Origin of the sequence: Caballeronia sp. AZ10_KS36, assembly GCF_023631105.1 — a bacterium.
Lineage (GTDB): Bacteria > Pseudomonadota > Gammaproteobacteria > Burkholderiales > Burkholderiaceae > Caballeronia.
The window spans coordinates 38,733-60,345 of sequence record NZ_JALQDQ010000022.1 but is presented as its reverse complement, the minus strand read 5'-3'; the positions used below and the strand labels follow the sequence as shown (position 1 = coordinate 60,345).

Sequence of the window (21,613 nt, the reverse complement as noted above, 5' to 3'; positions counted from 1 at the left end):
ACTTCGCGATCTGTCCAAGCCCGATGTTCCGGTACTCGGGCCTTGGTTTTTTTACGGCTTCAGCCATGCTAGACCCCAACTTGTTATTACACTAACCCGCGATTTTAGCGCCTTTTCATTCCGCACCGCAGCGAAAAGCGGCCGAAGAGACTGTTGCCGCCCACGCGAAAATAGCGCCCTCGAATGCCCTTGCCGGGCGGCTTTCAACCAGGCGGACCACTCGACCCAAGCCCGCGCGCTCAACTCAGGTCGTTCTGATAGTAATAGCCGCTCGTCACGTACCAGCCGCGCCGCACTTCCACCGGACGATCGCCGTAGGTGTACGAAATACGTTCTACCGACAACAGCGGGTAGCCCGGCTGCACATCCAGCAATTGCGCGACCGGCTCTTCCGCCGCGACCGCCCGAATCTTCTCCGACGCGCGAATCATGCGCGTGCCGAACTCGGTTTCGAACATCGCGTAGAGCGGGCCTTTGTAGTCGGCGAGGCGCTCCGCCGTCAGCCCGCGGAATACGGCGCCCGGCAACCAGATTTCGTCGAAGACCGTGGTGACGCCATCGAATTGCAACAGACGCTTGATAAGAACGACGGGATCGGCGGGCTTGAGATCGAGCTGGCGCGCAATTTCCGCGGGCGCGCGCAGGCGTCGGCATTCGAGCAGGCGGCTGACATGGGGATGAATGTCGCCATCGTCGGGCAGAAGGCGCAGGAAGCGGAACTGCACGCGATCTTCGCTGTGCGTCGCAACGAACGTGCCTTTGCCCTGACGGCGCACGAGCAGGTTGTCGGCGGCGAGTTCGTCGATCGCCTTGCGCACGGTGCCCTGGCTCACCTTGTAGCGGGCCGCGAGCTCGACCTCGCTCGGGATGATCTCGCCCGGCTTCCATTCGCCGGATTCGAGTCCCTGCGTGATGAGCGCCTTGATTTGCTGATACAGCGGGCTAAACGTCGGCGACGGCGCGCCCGCGGGCTCGCCCGCCTGTGCGCTGCCGTTCTGTGGGGGCGTGCCCGCCGAGTTTGGCGCGTTCGAATTCATGCCGCGCATTTCAACACAAAGCCCTGTCGCACGTCCACATTTTCGCGCGAGGTTCTATGTCTTATATAAGACATAAGATAGTGTTGACTTTGCCTGCGGGCAATCCTACACTCCTTGTCGAGCAAGGGTTTGCGGGTCGTCGCAGGGTTTCCGGAAACGTTCGTTCGGCGCGGTTTTTTCGGCGGTTATCGCCGGAATCGCCAGTGTCGGGCGCGCGCCGGGTCCACGCCACCAACCGCCAGGCACGCCCTTTCGCTTCGCCTTACGCCGATCGGCCACACGATTCGCGCGCCGCTGCCTGTCTACCGCCTCGCAACGTCCAGCGCCGTCTCGAATGGGCGCTTGCCGTCAGACTCTAGCGAAAATGCGCCTCCTCGCGCAGTCCCGCACTTTCCGCTCATAGAAGGATTCATGGCATGACGGTCATGCCGCCACGCAGCCATGCGGGAAAGCGCAGCCATGCGGCGCGCGGCCCGCGTGGCGGAAGGCTCTCAGCAATCCGCGGGCGGCATGTCCGGCATGACATCATCAACGCTTTGCGTAACGCGCATAAAATGGCGTTTTTCCCTAGCGTTCCACGCACCGTCCAGGAGAGTTTCAATGGCTAAGTCCGCAAAGCGCGTTGCCGTCACCGGCGCCGCAGGTCAAATCGGCTACTCGCTGCTGTTTCGCATCGCCAACGGCGATCTGCTCGGCAAAGACCAGCCCGTGATTCTTCAGCTGCTCGATCTGCCGCAAGCGCAAGCCGCCGTGAAGGGCGTCGTGATGGAACTGGAAGACTGCGCGTTCCCGCTGCTCGCGGGCGTCGTCGTCACGGACGATCCGAAGGTCGCGTTCAAGGACGCCGACATCGCGCTGCTCGTCGGCGCGCGTCCGCGTTCGAAGGGCATGGAGCGCAAGGACCTGCTCTCGGCCAACGCCGAGATCTTCACGGTTCAGGGCAAGGCGCTGAACGAAGTCGCGAGCCGCGACGTGAAGGTGCTGGTCGTCGGCAACCCGGCGAACACGAACGCCTACATCGCGATGAAGTCGGCGCCGGACCTGCCGAAGAAGAACTTCACCGCCATGCTGCGTCTGGACCACAACCGCGCGCTGTCGCAACTGGCGGCCAAGTCGGGCAAGCCGGTCGCATCCATCGAAAAGCTCGCCGTGTGGGGCAACCACTCGCCGACCATGTACCCGGACTTCCGCTTCGCGACTGCCGAAGGCGAGAGCCTGACCAAGCTCATCAACGACGACGAATGGAACCGCAACACGTTCATCCCGACCGTCGGCAAGCGCGGCGCGGCGATCATCGAGGCGCGCGGCCTGTCGTCGGCGGCATCGGCGGCTAACGCGGCCATCGACCACGTGCGCGACTGGGTGCTCGGCACCAACGGCAAGTGGGTCACCATGGGCATTCCGTCGGACGGCTCGTACGGCATTCCGGAAGACATCATCTACGGCGTGCCGGTCACCTGCGAAAACGGCGAGTACAAGCGCGTGGAAGGCCTGGAGATCGACGCGTTCTCCCGCGAAAAGATGGACAACACGCTGAACGAACTGCTCGAAGAGCGCGACGGCGTCGCGCATCTGCTGGGCAAGTAAGCACGGCGGCACGGGGAAGCGCACGCGCTTCCCTTCAGCGCGGACTTCGCGGTTCGCGCCTGATCCGGCCGCGCTTGCGTACCTCGCGTACCGCTGCGAGCGCGGCCGAATCAGACATACGAGCAGCATCGAACACACTTTTCTTTCGGACCCGACGCCGACAATGCCCGCTCTTACTCCCGCCGACGTGCTGTTTGACGGCGAGCCGCAACCGGCAGTTCTGCCGCCCTGCGATCACTACGCGGGCAGCGAGAAGCTGATCAGGAAGTCGCTCGCGTTGCAGGCGCAGCTCGGCCCGGTGTTCGACATCACGCTCGATTGCGAGGACGGCGCGCAGGTCGGTCACGAGGCCGAACATGCGGAGATGGTGGCGTCGTTCGTCGGCGGCGAGGACGACCGCTTCGGGCGCGTCGGCGTGCGCATTCACGACTTCGAGCATCGCGCGTGGCGCGACGACGTGCGCATCATCCTGCGTCAGGCAAAGCAGGCGCCGGCCTATGTGATGCTGCCGAAGATCCGCAGCGTCTCCGATGCCGCCGAGATGGTCGCGTTCATCGAGGCCACGCGGCGCGAGTTGGATATCGCGAAGGCTATCGCCTGTCATGTGCTAGTGGAAACGCATGGCGCGCTCGCGGATGTCTTGCGGCTGGCCGCGCTGCCCGGCGTCGAGTCGCTGAGCTTCGGGTTGATGGACTTCGTATCCGCGCACAACGGCGCGATTCCGGATACCGCAATGCGCTCGCCCGGTCAGTTCGATCATCCGCTCGTGCGACGGGCGAAGCTGGAGATTGCGGCCGCATGTCACGCGCATGGCAAGGTGCCGTCGCATAACGTGTCGACGGAAGTGCGCGACATGACGGTCGTCGCGAACGATGCCGCGCGCGCCCGCAACGAGTTCGGCTACACGCGCATGTGGAGCATTCATCCGGAACAGATTCGCCCGATTGTCGAGGCTTTCTCGCCGCGCGCCGACGAAATCACGCTGGCCGCCGAGATTCTGCTCGCGGCGCAGCACGCGCAATGGGGGCCGACGCGTCACGGCGACACGCTGCACGACCGCGCGAGTTATCGCTATTACTGGTCGGTGCTGCGCCGGGCGAAGTCGACCGGACACGCGCTGCCCGACGAATGCGCGCGGCTCTTCGGCGCCAACTGATGCAAGCTGACACGAGCCTTTGGTCACGCGGCGCGAGCGCAAGCCCGGCGCGCGTTTCAAGCGAAAGAGACGACGCCGCGAGACGGGCGTTCACAGGAGACTTGAAGCAATGAGCGACACCGTATCGAGCGACGCACCGGCAGCCGGTGGTTTCAAGCCGAAGAAATCCGTCGCGCTGTCGGGCGTGACAGCGGGCAATACCGCGTTGTGCACCGTCGGCAAGACCGGCAACGATCTGCACTATCGCGGCTACGACATTCTGGATGTGGCGACCACGTCCGAGTTCGAGGAAATCGCCTATCTGCTCGTGCATGGCAAGCTGCCGAACGTCGCGGAACTGAAGGCGTACAAGACGAAGCTGAAGGCGCTGCGCGGCCTGCCCGCGAACCTGAAGGCCGCGCTCGAATGGATTCCCGCGTCCGCGCATCCGATGGACGTGATGCGCACCGGCGTCTCGGTACTCGGCACGATCTTGCCGGAGAAGGAAGACCACAACATCGCGGGCGCGAGGGACATCGCCGACAAGCTGATGGCCTCGCTCGGCTCGATGCTGCTCTACTGGTACCACTATTCGCACAATGGCAAGCGTATCGAAGTCGAAACCGATGACGACTCCATCGGCGGGCACTTTCTGCATTTGCTGCATGGCGTGGAGCCGTCGCAGTCATGGGTGCAGGCGATGCATGTCTCGCTCAATCTGTATGCCGAACACGAGTTCAACGCATCGACGTTCACGAGCCGCGTGATCGCAGGCACGGGCTCGGACATGTATTCGGCGATTACCGGTGCCATCGGCGCGCTGCGCGGCCCGAAGCACGGCGGCGCGAACGAAGTCGCATTCGAAATCCAGTCACGCTATGAGACGCCCGACGAAGCGGAAGCCGACATCAAGCGTCGCGTCGAGAACAAGGAAGTCGTGATCGGCTTCGGGCATCCGGTTTATACGATCTCCGATCCGCGCAACAAAGTCATCAAGGAAGTCGCTAAGTCGCTGTCGAAAGAAGCGGGCAACACCAAGCTCTTCGATATCGCGGAACGCCTAGAGACCGTGATGTGGGATGCGAAGAAGATGTTCCCGAACCTCGACTGGTTCAGCGCCGTGTCGTATCACATGATGGGCGTGCCGACCGCGATGTTCACGCCGCTCTTCGTCATCTCGCGTACGTCGGGCTGGAGCGCGCACATCATCGAACAGCGCATCGACAACAAGATCATCCGGCCGAGCGCGAATTACACCGGGCCCGAGAATTTGAAGTTCGTGCCGATAAATAAGCGAAAATAGCGGGCTGCGCGATCGGAATTCGCGTTCTGGCGATTCCCATCCGCGCAGCAACCGCCACTCAACCCAAATGTTTCTGAAAGGTTTCACCGATGAATAAACTTCTGATCGCTGCAATCGTCGGCACGCTCGCCACGTCGAGCGTGTTCGTGAGTGCCGACGCCTTCGCCGCGACAACCGAATCGAGCGCGGCCAAGGCCAAGCGCCCCGCTCCGGCACGCCGACTGATCAAGCGCAAGCCCAAGGCCGAAGCGGCTGCGGCAGCGAAGACGGACCCGATCCCCGACGGCGCAGTGAAGTGGTCCTGCAAGGACGGCATGGCTTTCTACCTGAAAGGCGACATGAAGCGTGACACCATCGTCACGGTGAACTGGGCCAAGAAGGACTACAAGCTGCCGCGTCAGGACACGACGACCGGCGCAGACCGCTTTCACGACGCCGCAACCGGCATGGATCTCGTCGTCATTCCGACGAAGGCGATGCTGTTTTCGGACAAGGACTCGTCGCGCCTTGCCGACGAGTGCATGACGGCCGAGATGGCTGCCGGCGCCACGGCGCCCACGCAGGCGGAAGCGCTGAAGCAGAACCCGCTGATGCTCAAGCCGGCGGAATAAGCAACATCAGTATTCAATACAGGAATCCTCGATGTCCGCACCGATCTCCAATGTCCGGCCCGAACCGGACAAGGTACTCGTCGACATAGTCGACTACGTTCTCGATTACGACGTCGACAGCGCCCTTGCGCTGGAAACCGCGCGCAACTGCCTGATCGACACGCTCGGTTGCGGACTCGAAGCCCTCTCGTACCCCGCCTGCACCAAGCTGATGGGACCGATCGTGCCCGGCACGATCGTCCCCAACGGCGCGAAGGTGCCGGGCACCCAATTCCAGCTCGACCCGGTTCAGGCCGCGTTCAACATCGGCGCGATGATCCGCTGGCTCGACTTCAACGACACGTGGCTCGCCGCCGAATGGGGCCATCCGTCGGACAATCTCGGCGGCATTCTCGCCACCGCGGACTGGCTCTCGCGCAACGCGGTCGCGACCGGCAAGAAGCCGCTCGCGATGAAAGACGTCCTGATCGCGATGGTCAAGGCGCACGAGATTCAAGGCTGCATCGCGCTCGAAAACTCGTTCAACAAGGTCGGGCTCGATCACGTGCTGCTCGTCAAGGTCGCATCGACGGCGGTGGTCGGGCAGATGATCGGCCTGTCGCGCGAAGAACTGATCAACGCGGTATCGCTCGCCTTCGTGGACGGCCACTCGCTGCGCACGTACCGCCATGCGCCGAATACCGGCTCGCGCAAGTCATGGGCGGCGGGCGACGCGACTTCGCGCGCCGTGCGTCTCGCGTTGATCGCGAAGACCGGCGAAATGGGCTATCCGTCCGTGCTGACCGCCAAGACGTGGGGCTTCTACGATGTCCTCTTCAAGGGCAACGAGTTCAAGTTCCAGCGTCCGTATGGCTCGTATGTGATGGAGAACGTGCTCTTCAAGATTTCGTTTCCGGCCGAGTTCCATGCGCAAACGGCGGTCGAAGCGGCCATGACGCTGCACGACAAGCTCAAGGATGCCGGCAAGGGCGTCGAAGACATCGCGAAGATCACCATTCGCACGCACGAAGCGGCCATTCGCATCATCGACAAGAAAGGCCCGCTCGATAATCCGGCTGACCGCGATCACTGCATTCAGTACATGATCGCCGTGCCGCTGATTTTCGGCCGGCTGACGGCTGCGGATTACGAAGATGTAGTGGCAAAAGACCCGCGCATCGACACCTTGCGCGCGAAGATGGAATGCGTGGAAGACCCCCAATTCACGAAGGATTATTTCGATCCGGACAAGCGTTCGATCGCGAATGCGCTGACTGTCGAGTTCAACGACGGCACGAAGCTCGATGAAATCGCGGTCGAGTATCCGATCGGACACAAGCGCCGCCGCGCGGACGGCATTCCGCTGCTCGTCGAGAAGTTCAAGACGAACCTCGCGCGGCGCTTTCCCACCAGGCAACAGCAGGCGATCCTCGCGGTATCGCTGGACCAGGCAAAGCTGGAAGCAATGCCGGTCAATGAATACGTCGATCTGTACGTGATTTAGTCGATCGACTCGGTCATACAGAAACGTTGCATCGAAGCTATTTCCTCGTTTAGCCCTAGGAAAATAACCATGGCCCACAATCTCCACAATACGCTCAAGGAATTCGACAGCGGCTCCGGCAAAGGCAAGTACTACTCGCTGCCGCAACTCGGAAAAGCACTGAACGTCGACATTCAACGCCTGCCGGTTTCGATTCGTCTCGTGCTCGAATCCGTGCTGCGCAACTACGACGAAAAGAAGATCAGCGAGGAGCACATCAAGCAGCTCGCGAACTGGAAGCCGAACGCGGCCCGCGTCGATGAAATTCCGTTCGTCGTCGCGCGCGTGGTGCTGCAGGACTTCACCGGCGTGCCGCTGCTCGCCGACATCGCCGCGATGCGCGGCGTGGCGAAGCGCACGGGCAAGGACCCGAAGGCCATCGAGCCGCTGGTGCCGGTGGATCTCGTCGTCGATCACTCGGTGCAGATCGATCACTTCCGTGAGCCGAACGCGCTCGACCTGAACATGAAGCTGGAATTCCAGCGCAACAACGAGCGCTACCAGTTCATGAAGTGGGGCATGCAGGCGTTCGACACGTTCAAGGTCGTGCCGCCGGGCGTCGGCATCGTGCACCAGGTGAACCTCGAATACCTCGCGCGCGGCGTCCACAAGAAGGACGGCGTCTATTACCCGGACACGCTCGTCGGCACCGACAGCCACACGACGATGATCAACGGCATCGGCGTCGTGGGCTGGGGCGTGGGCGGCATCGAAGCGGAAGCGGGCATGCTCGGCCAGCCGGTGTACTTCCTGACGCCGGACGTGGTCGGCGTCGAGCTGAAGGGCAAGCTGCGCGAAGGCTGCACGGCCACCGACCTCGTGCTGACCATCACTGAAATGCTGCGCAAGGAGAAGGTCGTCGGCAAGTTCGTCGAGTTCTTCGGCGAAGGCACGGCGTCGATCGCGGTGCCGGACCGCGCGACCATCGGCAACATGGCGCCGGAATACGGCGCGACCATGGGCTTCTTCCCGGTCGATGAGAAGACCATCGACTACTTCCGGGGCACGGGCCGCACCGACGAAGAGATCTCGGCGTTCGAGAACTACTTCAAGGCGCAGAACCTGTGGGGCGTGCCGAAGGCCGGCGACATCGAATACACGAAGACGCTGACGCTCGATCTGTCGACGGTCGCGCCGTCGCTCGCAGGTCCGAAGCGTCCGCAAGACCGCATCGAGATCGGCAACGTGAAGAGCACGTTCACCGACCTGTTCTCGAAGCCGGTCGGAGAAAACGGCTTCGCGAAGAAGCCGGAAGACCTGCAAGCCACCTACAAGACGGCAGACGGCATCGAAGTGAAGAACGGCGACGTGCTGATCGCGGCCATCACCTCGTGCACGAACACGTCGAACCCGAGCGTGCTGCTCGCCGCCGGCCTGCTCGCGAAGAAGGCCGTCGAAGCCGGCCTGACGGTTGCGCCGCACATCAAGACGTCGCTCGCGCCGGGATCGCGCATCGTCACCGACTATCTGACGAAGACGAACCTGCTGCCGTATCTCGACCAACTCGGCTTCACGCTGGCCGCTTACGGCTGCACGACGTGTATCGGCAACGCGGGCGACCTGACGCCGGAACTGAACGACGCCATCGTGAAGAACGATATCGTCGCCGCGGCCGTGCTGTCGGGCAACCGCAACTTCGAGGCGCGCATTCACCCGAACATCCGCGCGAACTTCCTGGCATCGCCGCCGCTGGTCGTCGCCTATGCGATTGCCGGCAACATCACGCGCGACCTGATGACCGAGCCGGTCGGCCAGGGCAAGGATGGCCGCGACGTGTTCCTGGGCGATATCTGGCCGACGAGCGAAGAAGTTCACGCGCTGCTCAAGTTCGCGCTCGACGCGGATACGTTCCGCCAGAACTACTCGCAGCTCACGAAGGAAGGCGATCTGTGGAGCAAGATCGCGGGCGAAACCGGTCAGGTCTATGACTGGCCGAAGTCGACGTACATCGCGGAGCCGCCCTTCTTCGGCAATGACTTCTCGATGAAGCCGGCCGATTCGATTCCGGCGGTGACGAAAGCGCGCGCGCTCGGCATCTTCGGCGATTCGGTGACGACCGACCACATCAGCCCGGCGGGTTCGATCAAGGAAACGTCGCCGGCGGGCGTGTGGCTGAAGGCGAACGGCGTGCAGAAGGCCGACTTCAACAGCTACGGCTCGCGCCGCGGCAACCACGACGTGATGATGCGCGGCACGTTCGCGAACGTGCGGATCAAGAACCTGATGATCCCGCCGAAGGCGGACGGCACGCGCGTGGAAGGCGGCCTGACGATTCACCAGCCGAGCGGCGAACAGCTGTCCATCTACGACGCCGCGATGAAGTACATCGACGAAGGCACGCCGACCATCGTCTTCGCGGGCGAGGAGTACGGCACGGGTTCATCGCGCGACTGGGCGGCGAAGGGCACGCAACTGCTCGGCGTGAAGGCCGTGGTGGCGCGCAGCTTCGAGCGGATCCATCGTTCGAACCTGGTCGGCATGGGCGTGTTGCCGCTGCAGTTCAAGGGCTCGGACAGCGTGCAGTCGCTCAACATCACGGGCGAAGAAACGTACGACATCGAAGGCCTGGGCGACGACTTCAAGCCGCAGCAGGAAGTCACGCTGGTGATTCACCGCAAGGACGGCAAGGAAGATCGCGTGGCGGTGCTGCTGCGTATCGATACGCCGATCGAAGTGGACTACTACAAGCACGGCGGCATTCTGCCGTTCGTGCTGCGCTCGCTGCTCGCCGCTTAAGCGGAAGTGTTTTGCAGGTGACCGCGCCCGAAAGGGCGCGGGAACATTGAACCCGGCCTTGGCCGGGTTTTTTTTCGGGTGTGTGGCATCCGTGCGCCCAACCCCCCTCACATCGGCGGCACAACCCCATCCTTCTCCACCACGATCCGCTGCGCCGCATAATCCCCACCCGCCGGGCTCGCCACGACGAACACCTTCTTCCCCGGCTTCAAATCATCATGCGTAGCAGGCGCGAACGTCACCACCGGCACGTTCTCCGGCACCGTGATCGAACTGGAACCGCCCTTGTACGACAGCTTCAGATCACGCCCGCTCGTGCCCTGCACCACCTGATCGACGTTCGCGTTCGTCATCGAGCTTTGCGGGCCCAGGTCCCACGCGTAATGCCCCTCGCCCGTGCCGCGCGCCGCTTCCGGGAAGACCAGGACTTCGGTCGCCGTCAGCTTGCCGTCGGTGCCGGTCGTCGCGGCCGTGCCGACGAACTCGCCCGGCTTGATGTCCTGCAGCTTGATGTTCCTGAGCGCCGTCACGGGCGTGTCGGCCTTGATCGTCACCTTCACCGTATCGCCGCTACGACGATGCACCGTAAGCGTATCGCCCGACAGCGCAACGATATCGCCGCGAATACGCGTGGGCTTGGCGGCAGGCGTCTGCGCGAACGCGCCAGCCGTGAATGCGAGCGCCGCGATGCTGACGCCGAGTTTCATGCGAATCGACATGCAATCTCCTTGTGGTTGAACAAAAGACAAGCGTTGAATCAACGTCCGATCAGGAACCGCCGAACCAGTTGTAGCCCTGGTTCTCCCAATAGCCGCCGGGGTATTCGTTCGTGGCGGTTATCGCGACGATATGCTTCGGGTTCTTGTAGCCGAGCTTGGTCGGCATGCGCAGCTTCATCGGGAATCCGTACTTCGGCGGCAAGGTCTGCCCGTCGTACGTCAGCGTGAGCAGCGTCTGTGCGTGCAGCGCGGTCGGCATATCGATGCTCGTAGAGTAGTTGTCCGCGCAATGGAACGCGACATACTTCGCGCTCGTATCCGCGCCTGCGCGCGCCAGAAAATGCGCGAAGCGCACGCCGCCCCATTTGCCGATCGCGCTCCAGCCTTCTATGCAGATATGCCGCGTGATCTGGCTTTCCTGCGGCATCGCGTGAAGTTCGTCGAGCGTCCACACGCGCTTGCCTTTCACAAGACCGCCGACTGCGAGCTTGTACGCCGACGGATCGACTTCCGGCACTTCGTCGATGTCATAGAACGCGTTGAACGGTAACGGCCGCGTGATCATCGACTCCGGATAGGTCGGCGCGAGCTTGTTCGGATCGAAGAGCAGCGCCTGCGCGTCGTCGTTCAGCGACGAAATCTTGCGCAGCATCGCGTTCACGGATTTGTCGTCGGTGAGATTGCAGCCGGACAGCATGACGAGTCCGCCCAGCGAAAGAATGCGCTTGCCGAACAGGCGCCGCGCGGGCGCTTTGAGTTCCTTCGCTGCGTCCTTGATGATGGATTCGGCGTCGAGTGTGTTCTTGCTGATGCGCATGGCGTCAACGTCCTTTGATCATCAATACGAGCGAGCGCGGCACGAGCGCGACCATCGCCACGTGCAGCACGACGAACGCAACGAGAAAACTCATGCCGAAGAAATGCACGACGCGGGCGTTGTCATAGCCGCCCAAGAGCGTGCGCAGCCACGGAAACTGCACGGACTTCCACACGACCAGCCCCGACAGAATGATGACGACGATATCCACGAGCACCGCGAGATACGCGAACTTCTGCACCGCGTTGTAGTGCGTGAGATCGTCGTGGCCGAGCTTGCCGCGCAGCGCGGCGAACGCATCGCCGAGCACGCTCTTGATGCTCAGCGGAAACATGCGACGGCGCAGGCGGCCGGTCGCCACGTTCATCGCGAGATAGACGATGAAGTTCGCGACGAGCAGCCACATCGCTGCGAAATGCCATTGAAGCGCGCCGCCGAGCCAGCCGCCGAGCGTGATGGCGGGCGAGAACGTGAGCGCCTTGAAGATCGGCGACGCGTTATAGATTTGCCAGCCGCTCGTCACCATCACGAGAATGGCGAACGCATTCACCCAATGCGTGATGCGCAACCAAAGCGGCTGGACCGTCCGAAGTGTTCGTTCTTGCACGTATTGCCTCGCGGTTTGATGATCGAGCACGGAACGCATGCTAACGGCCCCGCGCTGATCCATCGATGACGTCTCCATGACGTTTTTGTCATTTGCGGCGGGACGCGGCCGACGCTCGTTAGAATCACGTCAACCTGATAACGAAGCGCGCGCGCATGACCATCCTCGTGATCGAAGACGACCGCAAGACCGGCGATTACCTGAAAAAAGGGCTTATCGAGTCCGGCTATCAGGTGGACCTCGTTCGCAACGGCACGGACGGCCTGCATCAGGCGCTTGCGAACCCGTACGAACTGATCGTGCTGGACGTCATGCTGCCCGGCATCGACGGATGGCAGGTCATGGCCGCGTTACGCGCGAAACGTGACTTGCCTGTCATTTTTCTCACGGCGCGCGATCACGTCACGGACCGCATTCACGGACTCGAACTGGGCGCGGACGATTACCTCGTCAAGCCGTTTTCCTTCACCGAGCTTGTCTTGCGCATTCGCACGCTGCTGCGTCGCGGCGTGATGCGCGAATCCGATACGTTCCAGATCGCCGATCTGCATGTGGATGTCTTGCGCCGCAAGGTCACGCGCAAGGGCATCGACATCGTGTTGACCAACAAGGAATTCGCGCTGCTGCATCTCTTCTGCAAGCATCCGGGCGAAGCGTTGTCGCGCACGCTCATCGCATCCGAAGTGTGGGACATGAACTTCGACAGCGACACCAATGTCGTCGATGTCGCCGTCAAACGCCTGCGCGCGAAAATCGACAACGCATTCGAGCCGAAGCTCATTCACACGGTGCGCAGCATCGGCTATTCGTTCGGGGAGGATGCTTGAACCGGCGCTTGATTCCGCGCTCGCGCTCGCTTGCGCTGCGCATCGCGCTGTCGTTCGCGGCCATCGTGTGGATCGTGGTCGGCATGGTGGGCGTGGCGCTGTATCAGGCGACGAACTCGGCGCTGTCCACGCGCGCCGATTATCAATTGATCGGGCGCGTGGAGCACTTCCGCTCGCTGCTGCACGATCTCTATACGATCAACGAGATCGAAGCGCGCCCGCGTCTCTTCGAAACCATGCTCGGCGACCGGCAGGACGTGATCATCTTCCGGCGCGCGCGATCGGCGGCGTTCATCAACGTCAATCCCGATCATATGCCGCTGCCGCCGCTGCATATCGCGCCGGTGAACCGCGCGATCGGGCTCGACGATTTGTACGAAGGCGCCCGCGCCGACGGCGTGCGCATGCGCTGGATCGGCGCGCAGGCGCGCATCGGCGAGAGCGGCGAAGTGGTCGAGATCATCGCGGCGCATGTGATGACGCAGGAAGCGCGCGTGCTGTCCACGTATCTCGTTCGCGTGTGGGTCAACATGATCGGCGCGGCGCTCATCGCCATGTTGCTGGCGTACTGGGCCACGAGCCGCGGCCTGCGACCGCTCAAGCTCATGGCCGACAAGGCCGCCGAGATCACGCCCCACCGCCTGTCCGCGCGTCTCGACGTGGCGCATGCGCCGACTGAATTGCAGGGCCTCGCCGCGTCGTTCAACGCGATGCTCGACCGTCTCGAAACCGGCTACGAGCGCTTGCTGCAATTCTCGGCGGACCTCGCGCACGAACTGCGCACGCCCATCGGCGTGTTGATCGGCGAGACGCAAGTGACGCTCGCGCACGCGCGCAGCGCGCCGGAATATCGCAACGTGCTCGAATCGAATCTCGAAGAACTGGAGCGGCTCGCGCGCATCGCGCAGAACATCTTGTTTCTCGCGCAAGCGGATCACGGCGAGCAGGCGATCGAGCGCGAGCGTCTCGGCATACGCGAGGAATTGCAGAGCATCGCAGCGTATTTCGAAGGCATTGCGGAAGAACGCCGCATCACGTTCGATATCGACGCAACCGGCGACATGCACGCCAACGCGATCATGTGCCGCCGGGCTATCGGCAATGTCGTGGTGAACGCAGTGCGGTATGCGACGCCGGACAGCGTCGTGCGTCTGTCCGGCCATGCGGATGCCGAGGGCGCGTGCATCGTCGTGGGAAACCGCGGCGCGCCGATTCCGCGCGAAGCACTCGCGCGGCTTTTCGATCGCTTCTATCGCGGCGACGCGGCGCGCAGCGAATGGACCGAATCGAGCGGATTGGGCCTCGCCATCGTGCAGGCGATCATGCGGATGCACGGCGGAAGCGCGTCGGCTCAGTGCTCGGCGGACGGCTGGATCGAATTCACGCTGCGCTTTCCCGCGCAAGCCTGAGCGCGCCCGGCCAAGCACTCACGCACCCGCGACGCTCTCCACTTCGCGCTGCGCCAGCAACGCGTGAATCTGCGAGACCACCGCCGCGCCTTCGCCCACGGCCGCCGCCACGCGCTTGGTCGAACTGGAGCGCACGTCGCCGATGGCGAACACGCCCGGCACGCTCGTCTCGAGTCCCATCACGCCTTCGGTGCGTCCCCCGTGCGCCTCGGGGCCGGTCAGCACGAAGCCTTTCGGGTCGGTATTCACGCTGCAATCGCGCAGCCAGTCGGTGTTCGGGTCCGCGCCGGTGAACAGGAACAGATGCCGCGATTCCAGCTTCAGCGGTCCATCCGGCGTCTTGCAGTTGATGGCCGTGAGCATGCGGTCATCGCCTTCCAGCGAGGTGATCTGCGTATGCGTGCGTACCGTCACGTTCGGCAACGAGCCGATGCGCTCGACCAGATAATGCGACATGCTCGCCGAGAGGCTCGCGCCGCGAATCAACACATCGACGTGGCGCGCGTGCGAGGCGAGATACACCGCCGCCTGCCCCGCCGAATTGCCGCCGCCGACCAGCACGACGTCCGCGTTCTTGCAGAGCTTCGCCTCGACCGGCGACGCCCAGTAGTACGTGCCACGGCCCTCGTAACGCTCCAGCCCTTCGATGGCCGGCCGCCGGTACGCCGCGCCCGACGCGATCACGACTGTCTGCGTGGCGACGCGCGTGCCTTTTTCCAGTTCGATCTGAATGGGCGACTCGCCGCAATGCAGCGCCTTGATGCGCGTCGGAATGGCGATGTGCGCGCCGAACTTCTGCGCCTGCACGAACGCCCGCCCCGCAAGCGCCTGACCGGAGATGCCGGTCGGAAAGCCGAGATAGTTTTCGATGCGCGAGCTCGCGCCCGCCTGCCCGCCCGGCGCGCGGCAATCGAACACGGCCACCGACAATCCTTCGGACGCCGCATAAACCGCCGTCGCAAGACCGGCCGGCCCCGCGCCGACGATCGCGACATCGTAGACGTGATTCGCATCGAACTCCGGCAGCCAGCCGAGCTGCGTCGCCACCTGATTCTCGTCGGGCGCGCGCAACACCGTGCCGTCCGGGCAGATGACGAGCGGAAAATCCGCCGTGGACGCCGAGATGCGCTCCAAGAGCGCGATGGCGTCCGGGTCCGTGTTGGCGTCGATGACCGTGTGCGGATAGCCGTTGCGCCGGAAGAAGCCTTGCAGCGAGATGAGCCGGCCGTCGTCCGCCTGGCCGAGCAACACCGGCCCGCTGCCCTTCTCGATCAAGCCGACGCGCCGCAGGATCAGCGCGCGCATGATGCGCTCGCCCAGTTCCGCTTCGGCGACGAGCAGCGCGCGCAGCCGTTCGGGCGGGATCACGATGCCTTCGACATCTTCGGCCGCGATGCCGTCGACCAGACACGGCTTGCCGGAAAGCTGCGCGACTTCCGCGAGAAAATGCCCCGCGCCGTGTTCGACGACGATATGCGTCTTGCCGAGCGCATCGCGCCGCGTGACGCGCACGAGTCCCTTCAGGATGACCACCATGCCGCGCCCGACTTCGCCGGTGCGAAACATCCACTCGCCCGCGCGCCAGCGCGCCGCCTTGCCGAAGCGGGACATGCGCTGGATCTCGTCGTCGGTGAGACGCGGAAACATCTGGTGCGCCCGCGTTTGCAGCGGCGAGAACGGCGCGCTCTCGGCTTCGGGCGCGGCAGCGGCCTGCGCTGGCGTGCCCGAATCGTCCGGCGGCGGCATGCCCGGACTCCACGCCACGACATTCGGCATCTGCGTGGCGCGTTCGCTGTTCGGGGTGGTGCTCATGCGTGATCTCCGTGAGGTAAGCCGGGTTCATGCAGAGGCGCTGACGTTATGTTGGCGGACGGCGTGTTGGGCGACGCCGCATCTCGAACCATCGGCAGCGAGCACGTATTGGCCATTTGCTCCGCTTCCTCCGGCGTCGCCGCGACGATTTCGCCGAACTCCGTCAGCTTCGCCACTTCGAAGCCGGCGAGCCGCCATGCGTCGAGGCCGCCGGTAAGCGGAAGGACATCGCGAAAGCCCGCGTTGCGCAGCGTCTTCGCCATCCATGCGGCGGACACTTCGTTCGGGCACGAGCAATAGATCACGAGCTTGCGGTCCTTGTCGTAGCTCTCGATGATCTTCTGCAACTCGCGTTCGTCCGCGAAGAGCGCGCCCGGAATCACGTACGGGTCGAGCATGCGCTTTTCCGCCGAGCGGATATCGAAGATGACGGGCAGCGGATTGCCGTGCATCAGCGCGTAGAGATCGTCCACGTTGATGCGCGCTTTCTCCAGCGTCGCCATGAGCGCGCGGCGGCGCCACCAGCGGTAGGTCACGTAGACGGCGAGCAGCACCGCGACCACGATGACCGCCTGGCGTCCGAGCCGCGAGATCATCGCGAAGAGCATTTCCAGTTCCGCCGCGAACATCACGCCGACGGTGAGACCGACCGCGCTCCACAACGCGACGCCCGCGCCGTCATGCAGGATAAAGCTGCGCAGCCGCACGCCCATGGCGCCCGCGAGCGGCACCGACACGAGCGACAGACCGGGGATGAACTTCGCGACCAGCAGAATGCGCACGCCCCAGCGTCCGAAGAAGCGTTCGGTCTTCTTCACGCAGGTATCGCGCGAGAGCGACAGCTTGCAGATGGTCTTGAGCGTGCGGTCGCCGTACTTGCGCCCGCCCTGAAACCAGACGAGATCGCCGAGCACGCCGCCCAGCACGGCGACGGCCAGCACGCCCGCGAGCGGCGGCCAGAACGCTCCGCCGTTCACGGCCATGAGCGCGGTGGATGCACCGACGATGATCATCGTCGGCATGGCAGGCACGGGCAGCCCGAGCGCGGAGCCCATGACGTTGATGAAAACGATCGCCGGGCCGAAACGATCGACTAGCTGGTGGAGCAACATGGGATCTCCCGCGTGCGCGATGGCGTTCTGACGTGACCGAAGCGCTTGCCGCGAGCGCGGCGAAGGCGGCAATCCGGCCGCGAGCGAGGGAGAAACGGGCGTGCGACGCCCGTGATCCACTGCGGCCTTCGTCACACTGAAGAGAGAAGTGTAGCGCGGAAATAAGGATGTAAGCGTGACACGTGCGCGGATGCCGGGCGCGATGGCGTTAGCTATTCGCTCCTTGAATTGGCTGCGGGTGTTTGCGCGACGAACGAGGCTCAGAGGTCGGCGGCGGCATCACCCGACATTCTTGCGTATGAGCTCTCGCCGACTTGCCCTGCTACCCGCGCATTTCCTCGATATAAGCGCGGATCACGTCAGCAAACGACCGGTCGCCCGTCAGTCCCAGTTGCTGGGCGCGCGACGTATCCCACGCGCCCGGCCAGCTTGCGACGATCTTCGCGATGCGCTCGTCGCGCTGCCAGTCGATGCGCGACGCGACCTCGTCGCCCGCCACTTCGCGCAGCGCCGCGACCATCTCGTTCACGCTCACCGACAAGCCCGGCAGATTGATGATCGGCCGCATGCCGAACTCGCCGCGGTCGATCTCGCAGCCGGCGATCAGCGCATCGACGGCGCTCTTCGGCGAAAGCAGCCACAGCCGCGTTTCGCCGTCAACCGGACACACCGAGCGTTCGCCGTTCAGCGGCTCGCGAATGATGCCGCTCGCAAACGACGATGCCGCCGCGTTCGGCTTGCCCGGCCGCACGCTGATGGTCGGCAGCCGCAGCACGCGGCCATCCACGAAACCGCGCCGCGAGTAATCGCAGAGCAGCAGTTCGGCAATGGCCTTCTGCGTTCCATACGACGTTTGCGGGTTCAGCGCCGTGTCGTCCTGCACGATGTCAGGCAGCACGCCGCCATACACCGCGACCGAGCTCGTGAACACGACGCGCGGCGCGTGCCCCGACGCGCGGCACACGTCCAGCAGCGTGCGCGACGCATCCAGATTGATGCGCATGCCGAGATCGAACTCCGCTTCGGCCTGACCGGAGACGATGGCCGCGAGATGAAAGACGGCGCGCGTCTCGCCGTCGATGCAGCGTTCCAGCACCGCGCGCTCCGCGATATCGCCGGTTTCGGCGCGCACGCGCGAGTCGGCGAGCAGACTCGCGTCGGCGGGACGCGCCACGTCGAGCAGCAGCACCTCGGTGCCGGGCTGGCCGTCGAGCGTGCCACGCGCAAGCAACCGCTTGGCGAGCCGCTGGCCCAGAAAGCCCGCGCCGCCCGTGATCAGGATTTTCATGTCGTCGCTCCGGAACGCATCACACGAATCAAAGATAGGGCTTCAGCCAGCCGAGACCTTCGGACGTACCTGCTTTCGGCCGGTATTCGCAGCCGATCCAACCGTCGTAGCCGAGCGAATCGATGAGTTCGAACAGATACGGATAGTTGAGCTCGCCGATATCCGGCTCGTTGCGGTCCGGCACGCCCGCAATCTGAATGTGCCCGATGCCGGCGTTCGGCCGCTTCATGTCGCGCTTGAGTTTCACGGCGATATCGCCTTCGACGATCTGGCAGTGATAGATGTCGAACTGCACTTGCAGATTCGGCGCGCCGATTTCATCGCAAATGGCTTGCGCCTCGTCCTGTCGATTCAGAAAGAAGCCGGGAATATCGCGCGTGTTGATCGGCTCGATCACGATACCGACGCCCGCCGTCTGCGCCGCTTTCGCCGCGTATTCGAGATTGCGCAGATAGACGGCGCCGTGCTCGTCGCGCGGCTGATCCGGCGCGATGAGGCCGGCCATCACGTGCAGTTTCTTGTTGCCGAGCGCGGCCGTGTATTCGAGCGCCTTGTCGATGCTTTGCCGGAACTCGTCCTCGCGCCCCGGCAACGACGCGATGCCGCGTTCGCCCGCCGCCCAGTCGCCGGGCGGCGCGTTGAAAAGCGCCTGCGTGAGGCCGTTGTCGGTCAGGCGCGCCTTGATGTCGGCGGCGGCAAAGTCGTACGGGAACAGGAATTCGACCGCCTTGAAGCCATCTTTCGCGGCGGCGGCGAAGCGGTCGAGGAACGCGTGTTCGGGGTACATCATCGTCAGATTCGCGGCGAAGCGGGGCATCGCGTGTTCTCCTTCAGTGTCTTCGTGGCGGCGCGGCTTATTGCATCAGGCTGCATCAGGCGTCACTTCGCGCCTTTCGGAAGCTCGATGCCGGGAAAGATTTTGATGACCGAGGAATCGTCCTCGCCGCCGTACCCGGCCGTCGACGCCATCATGAACATCTGATGCGCGGCTGCAGAAAGCGGCAGCGGAAACTTCGTGGTGCGCGCCGTATCGAGCACGAGGCCCAGGTCTTTCACGAAGATATCGACGGCGGAAAGCGGCGTGGTGTCGCCCGCCAGAATGTGCGGCACGCGGTTCTCGAACATCCACGAATTGCCCGCGCTGTGCGTGATGACGTCGTAGAGCGCCTCCGGATCGACGCCTTCGCGCAAGCCGAGCGCCATCGCTTCGGCGGCCGCCGCGATATGCACGCCCGCGAGCAACTGATTGACGATCTTGACCTTCGAGCCCGCGCCGTGCGCGTCGCCCAGCCGATACACCTTGCCGGCCATCGCTTCGAGCACGTCTTCGCACGCGGCATAGGCGGCGGCGGGGCCGGAGGTCATCATCGTCATTTCGCCGGATGCGGCCTTCGCCGCGCCGCCGGACACGGGCGAGTCGAGCATCAGCACGCCTTTTTGCGCGATGCGTTCGCCCAGTTGCACCGCGAACGCCGGCGCGACCGTCGCGCAGGCCAGCACGACGCTGCCCGGCTTCATCGCGTCGACGGCCCCGGACTCGCCGAAGAGCACCGCTTCCGTTTGCGCCGCGTTGACGACGAGCGTCACGACGACATCGCACTGGCCGCCCAACTCGGCCGGCGACGCGCACGCGATGCCGCCTTCCGCCGCGAAGGCGTCGAGCACGTCGCGGCGCACGTCGCACGCATGGACGGCGAATCCCGCCCGCAAGAGCGAGCGCGCGACGCCCATTCCCATCGCGCCCAGCCCGATGACTCCGACGTTTCTCGACATGGCGTTCCCCTGATGTGAAGTGTTAGCGAATGCCCGCTTCCGCGAGACGGCGCGCGGCGTTGATGAGATGCGTCTGCGCGGCGTTGCGCGCGGCGACGGCGTCGCCCGCGCGGATGGCGTCGGCAATCGCGGCGTGTTCCTCGCGCACCTGCCGCGAGAAGTCCTCGCGCAGCGCTTCGTTGCGGCGCGTGACGACCGTTCCGGCCTCCAGATACTGATTGAGAAAAGCGAGCGTCTTCAGAAAATACGGATTGCCGGTCGCGTTCGCGATTTCGCGATGAAACGCGACGTCCTCGGCCACGCCGTCGCGACCTTCGCGCACGGCTTCGTCGATACGGCCGAGCGCCGCGTCGATAGCCTGCAAATGCGCGTCCGTGCGATGCATCGCGGCTTCGGATGCCACTTCCGCTTCGATCGCGCGACGCAGCGCGAGAATCTGCACGACCGCGCCCGGCTCGACCGCCTGCGCATAGTCGATGCGCAGCGGCCGGATGCCCGCGCGCTCCACGATGAACACGCCGCTGCCCTGCCGCGGCTCGACCATGCCTTCGTTCTTCAGACGCGAGACGGCTTCGCGGATGACCGTGCGGCTCACGCCGAACTCCTGCGCGAGCACGGCTTCGCTCGGCAGCTTGCCCGTCGCGGCGAAACTGCCGTTTCGATCAGCGTCTGCAATTGCTGCGCGACCGTGTCCGACAACGCACGAGGCGGAATCTTTTCGAACAGACGCGGCGTGGACGGTTGCAAAGTCATCGGGTCATCATACAAGTCAGGCGTGGCGCTGTCTTGCTGGCGATAACCCTGAGCGCGCTAAGAAGCGCGAGCGGGCGGTTACTCGGCGAGCGGCTCGTCGATGAGCGCGAGCGCGTCGCGAATCTCGCCGACGTCGCCCGGGCGCACGAGGCGCGCGACTTCCTTGCCTTCGAGCATGAAGATGAGCGTCGGCCACAGCTTCACGCGGAAGGATCGGCCGAGCGGTCGGCCGCTGCCATCTTCGATCTTGATGTGATGCACGCCGCGATGCGCCTGAAACGCCTGGGCGATCAGCGGCTGCGCGGCGCGGCAGAAGCCGCACCAGTCCGTGCCGAATTCGACGACGGTCGGCGCGGTCATCGCGTCGATTTCGCTGCGGTCGGGCGCGGTCTTCGCGTATTCGGTGGTCATGGTCATGGCGCGTTCTCTCGTGTTTGCATCGACTTGAGAAGCAGCAGGAAGCCTGCCAGGTTGGCGCTCAGCCGGTTGGTGTCCGAAGCGCGACAGCTAGTCATTCGTCGGTTACTGCCCCGAGCCGGACATCAGCGCGCCGTACGGCTTGCCT

At 64.1% G+C, this 21,613-nt stretch carries 18 protein-coding genes and 1 pseudogene; 8 read left to right on the top strand and 11 right to left on the bottom strand.

Annotation, left to right across the window (positions count from 1 at the left end; genetic code table 11):
- Positions 1-239: 239 nt before the first annotated feature.
- Positions 240-1,046, bottom strand: a complete 807-nt coding sequence (locus tag NCR35_RS14550) for a GntR family transcriptional regulator (RefSeq protein ID WP_175940905.1) — start codon at positions 1,044-1,046, stop codon at positions 240-242.
- Positions 1,047-1,637: 591 nt separating this feature from the next.
- On the opposite strand from NCR35_RS14550, the gene NCR35_RS14545 reads away from it, so the two are divergent.
- From NCR35_RS14545 to acnA, 6 genes are all read left to right on the top strand, one after another.
- A complete protein-coding gene (locus tag NCR35_RS14545; protein WP_244849778.1) occupies positions 1,638-2,624 on the top strand; it encodes a malate dehydrogenase in 987 nt (328 codons plus the stop codon).
- Between the two features lie 163 nt (positions 2,625-2,787).
- Complete coding sequence (locus NCR35_RS14540) at positions 2,788-3,780, top strand: HpcH/HpaI aldolase/citrate lyase family protein (RefSeq protein WP_250534870.1); 993 nt, start codon at positions 2,788-2,790, stop codon at positions 3,778-3,780.
- A gap of 109 nt (positions 3,781-3,889) precedes the next feature.
- Positions 3,890-5,062: a bifunctional 2-methylcitrate synthase/citrate synthase gene (gene prpC, locus NCR35_RS14535; RefSeq protein ID WP_250534869.1), complete on the top strand. Its 1,173-nt coding sequence runs from the start codon at positions 3,890-3,892 to the stop codon at positions 5,060-5,062.
- Positions 5,063-5,151: 89 nt separating this feature from the next.
- Positions 5,152-5,673, top strand: a complete 522-nt coding sequence (locus tag NCR35_RS14530) for a hypothetical protein (protein ID WP_250534868.1) — start codon at positions 5,152-5,154, stop codon at positions 5,671-5,673.
- A 31-nt stretch (positions 5,674-5,704) separates the two neighbouring features.
- The gene (locus NCR35_RS14525) at positions 5,705-7,156 is read left to right on the top strand and encodes a bifunctional 2-methylcitrate dehydratase/aconitate hydratase (RefSeq protein WP_250534867.1); all 1,452 of its coding nucleotides are present in this window, start codon (positions 5,705-5,707) and stop codon (positions 7,154-7,156) included.
- 69 nt (positions 7,157-7,225) lie between these two features.
- Positions 7,226-9,931: an aconitate hydratase AcnA gene (gene acnA / locus NCR35_RS14520; protein WP_175940898.1), complete on the top strand. Its 2,706-nt coding sequence runs from the start codon at positions 7,226-7,228 to the stop codon at positions 9,929-9,931.
- A 107-nt stretch (positions 9,932-10,038) separates the two neighbouring features.
- On the opposite strand, the gene NCR35_RS14515 is transcribed toward acnA, so the two are convergent.
- From NCR35_RS14515 to NCR35_RS14505, 3 genes are read right to left on the bottom strand one after another with little or no spacing between them, the layout of a single operon-like run.
- The gene (locus tag NCR35_RS14515; protein ID WP_250534866.1) at positions 10,039-10,650 is read right to left on the bottom strand and encodes a DUF5666 domain-containing protein; all 612 of its coding nucleotides are present in this window, start codon (positions 10,648-10,650) and stop codon (positions 10,039-10,041) included.
- A gap of 49 nt (positions 10,651-10,699) precedes the next feature.
- Complete coding sequence (locus NCR35_RS14510; RefSeq protein WP_250534865.1) at positions 10,700-11,467, bottom strand: molybdopterin-dependent oxidoreductase; 768 nt, start codon at positions 11,465-11,467, stop codon at positions 10,700-10,702.
- A 4-nt stretch (positions 11,468-11,471) separates the two neighbouring features.
- Entirely contained in the window at positions 11,472-12,074 is a 603-nt protein-coding gene (locus NCR35_RS14505) for a cytochrome b/b6 domain-containing protein (protein ID WP_502801674.1), read from the bottom strand.
- 155 nt (positions 12,075-12,229) lie between these two features.
- On the opposite strand from NCR35_RS14505, the gene NCR35_RS14500 reads away from it, so the two are divergent.
- Both NCR35_RS14500 and NCR35_RS14495 read left to right on the top strand, forming a co-directional pair.
- Complete coding sequence (locus NCR35_RS14500) at positions 12,230-12,901, top strand: heavy metal response regulator transcription factor (protein WP_206469105.1); 672 nt, start codon at positions 12,230-12,232, stop codon at positions 12,899-12,901.
- On the top strand, positions 12,898-14,310 hold the full coding sequence (locus tag NCR35_RS14495; RefSeq protein WP_250534864.1) for a heavy metal sensor histidine kinase: 1,413 nt from the start codon (positions 12,898-12,900) through the stop codon (positions 14,308-14,310). Before NCR35_RS14500 ends, NCR35_RS14495 begins: the two co-directional genes overlap by 4 nt.
- A gap of 18 nt (positions 14,311-14,328) precedes the next feature.
- Here the strand turns inward: NCR35_RS14495 and NCR35_RS14490 are convergent, their stop codons facing one another.
- The 7 genes and pseudogenes from NCR35_RS14490 to NCR35_RS14460 form a co-directional block, all read right to left on the bottom strand.
- Positions 14,329-16,122 (bottom strand): FAD-dependent oxidoreductase, encoded by a 1,794-nt coding sequence (locus NCR35_RS14490; protein WP_250534863.1) that lies wholly within the window; start codon positions 16,120-16,122, stop codon positions 14,329-14,331.
- Positions 16,119-17,231: a DedA family protein/thiosulfate sulfurtransferase GlpE gene (locus NCR35_RS14485; RefSeq protein ID WP_502801676.1), complete on the bottom strand. Its 1,113-nt coding sequence runs from the start codon at positions 17,229-17,231 to the stop codon at positions 16,119-16,121. Before NCR35_RS14485 ends, NCR35_RS14490 begins: the two co-directional genes overlap by 4 nt.
- A gap of 325 nt (positions 17,232-17,556) precedes the next feature.
- A complete protein-coding gene (gene denD, locus NCR35_RS14480) occupies positions 17,557-18,522 on the bottom strand; it encodes a D-erythronate dehydrogenase (protein ID WP_250534861.1) in 966 nt (321 codons plus the stop codon).
- Positions 18,523-18,550: 28 nt separating this feature from the next.
- Positions 18,551-19,339 (bottom strand): 2-oxo-tetronate isomerase, encoded by a 789-nt coding sequence (gene otnI, locus NCR35_RS14475; protein WP_250534860.1) that lies wholly within the window; start codon positions 19,337-19,339, stop codon positions 18,551-18,553.
- A gap of 62 nt (positions 19,340-19,401) precedes the next feature.
- A complete protein-coding gene (gene ltnD, locus NCR35_RS14470; protein ID WP_350029202.1) occupies positions 19,402-20,421 on the bottom strand; it encodes an L-threonate dehydrogenase in 1,020 nt (339 codons plus the stop codon).
- Positions 20,318-21,021 (bottom strand): annotated as a pseudogene (locus NCR35_RS14465) (FadR/GntR family transcriptional regulator). Before NCR35_RS14465 ends, ltnD begins: the two are co-directional and overlap by 104 nt.
- A 105-nt stretch (positions 21,022-21,126) precedes the next feature.
- Complete coding sequence (locus NCR35_RS14460; RefSeq protein ID WP_175940888.1) at positions 21,127-21,465, bottom strand: thioredoxin family protein; 339 nt, start codon at positions 21,463-21,465, stop codon at positions 21,127-21,129.
- Positions 21,466-21,613 lie beyond the last annotated feature (148 nt).

Coding starts and splice junctions, on each gene's coding strand:
- NCR35_RS14550 (WP_175940905.1), bottom strand. CDS start 1,046: ATGCGCGGCATGAATTCGAACGCGCCAAACTCGGCGGGCACGCCCCCA.
- NCR35_RS14530 (WP_250534868.1), top strand. CDS start 5,152: ATGAATAAACTTCTGATCGCTGCAATCGTCGGCACGCTCGCCACGTCG.
- acnA (WP_175940898.1), top strand. CDS start 7,226: ATGGCCCACAATCTCCACAATACGCTCAAGGAATTCGACAGCGGCTCC.
- NCR35_RS14500 (WP_206469105.1), top strand. CDS start 12,230: ATGACCATCCTCGTGATCGAAGACGACCGCAAGACCGGCGATTACCTG.
- denD (WP_250534861.1), bottom strand. CDS start 18,522: ATGAAAATCCTGATCACGGGCGGCGCGGGCTTTCTGGGCCAGCGGCTC.
- NCR35_RS14460 (WP_175940888.1), bottom strand. CDS start 21,465: ATGACCATGACCACCGAATACGCGAAGACCGCGCCCGACCGCAGCGAA.
- NCR35_RS14515 (WP_250534866.1), bottom strand. CDS start 10,650: ATGTCGATTCGCATGAAACTCGGCGTCAGCATCGCGGCGCTCGCATTC.
- NCR35_RS14540 (WP_250534870.1), top strand. CDS start 2,788: ATGCCCGCTCTTACTCCCGCCGACGTGCTGTTTGACGGCGAGCCGCAA.
- otnI (WP_250534860.1), bottom strand. CDS start 19,339: ATGCCCCGCTTCGCCGCGAATCTGACGATGATGTACCCCGAACACGCG.
- NCR35_RS14545 (WP_244849778.1), top strand. CDS start 1,638: ATGGCTAAGTCCGCAAAGCGCGTTGCCGTCACCGGCGCCGCAGGTCAA.
- NCR35_RS14510 (WP_250534865.1), bottom strand. CDS start 11,467: ATGCGCATCAGCAAGAACACACTCGACGCCGAATCCATCATCAAGGAC.
- NCR35_RS14490 (WP_250534863.1), bottom strand. CDS start 16,122: ATGAGCACCACCCCGAACAGCGAACGCGCCACGCAGATGCCGAATGTC.
- prpC (WP_250534869.1), top strand. CDS start 3,890: ATGAGCGACACCGTATCGAGCGACGCACCGGCAGCCGGTGGTTTCAAG.
- NCR35_RS14525 (WP_250534867.1), top strand. CDS start 5,705: ATGTCCGCACCGATCTCCAATGTCCGGCCCGAACCGGACAAGGTACTC.